This is a genomic window from Pseudoalteromonas sp. S1727 (assembly GCF_005886375.1).
In the GTDB taxonomy this organism is placed as follows: Bacteria; Pseudomonadota; Gammaproteobacteria; order Enterobacterales; family Alteromonadaceae; genus Pseudoalteromonas; species Pseudoalteromonas haloplanktis.
The window spans coordinates 1-730 of the sequence record NZ_PNDT01000235.1; the positions used below are offsets into that span (position 1 = coordinate 1).

A 730-nucleotide genomic window follows, 5' to 3' on the forward strand; every position below is an offset into this window, starting at 1 on the left:
AAATGCCTGTATTAACAGGCATTTTATAATTTCGTAAATGGAATTACTGACGTTTCATTGAATCAAAAAATTCATCATTGGTTTTACTCATTGAGAGTTTATCAATTAGAAACTCCATGGCATCAATTTCAGACATTTCATGAACGATCTTACGTAAAATCCACATTTTTTGTAGCTCATCTGGTTTCGTCAGCAATTCTTCACGACGGGTACCAGAACGGTTAAAGTCGATTGCAGGGAATACACGCTTTTCAGCAATCTTACGATTTAAGTGTAATTCCATATTACCGGTGCCTTTAAACTCTTCGTAGATTACTTCATCCATCTTAGAGCCTGTATCGATAAGCGCAGTAGCGATAATCGTTAAACTGCCGCCCTCTTCAACGTTACGGGCAGCACCAAAGAAACGCTTTGGTTTATGAAGTGCGTTCGCATCAACACCACCAGTAAGTACTTTACCTGATGAAGGAATAACGGTGTTGTATGCACGTGCTAAACGAGTGATTGAATCAAGTAGGATGATGACATCTTTTTTATGCTCAACAAGGCGTTTTGCTTTTTCGATTACCATTTCCGCAACCTGTACGTGACGGCTCGCTGGCTCATCAAACGTTGATGCAATGACTTCACCTTTTACGAGGCGTTGCATTTCAGTTACTTCCTCTGGACGCTCATCGATAAGTAATACCATCAAGGTTGCATCAGGGTGGTTATGAGTAATTGATTGGGC

Annotated in this window: 1 protein-coding gene; it reads right to left on the reverse strand. The window is 40.4% G+C overall.

Annotated features, from left to right (window positions below; translation table 11 throughout):
• Positions 1 to 43: 43 nt before the first annotated feature.
• Positions 44 to 730, reverse strand: a 687-nt coding sequence (gene rho, locus CWB85_RS21805; RefSeq protein WP_138556010.1) for a transcription termination factor Rho, incomplete at its 5' end; no start/stop codon positions are given.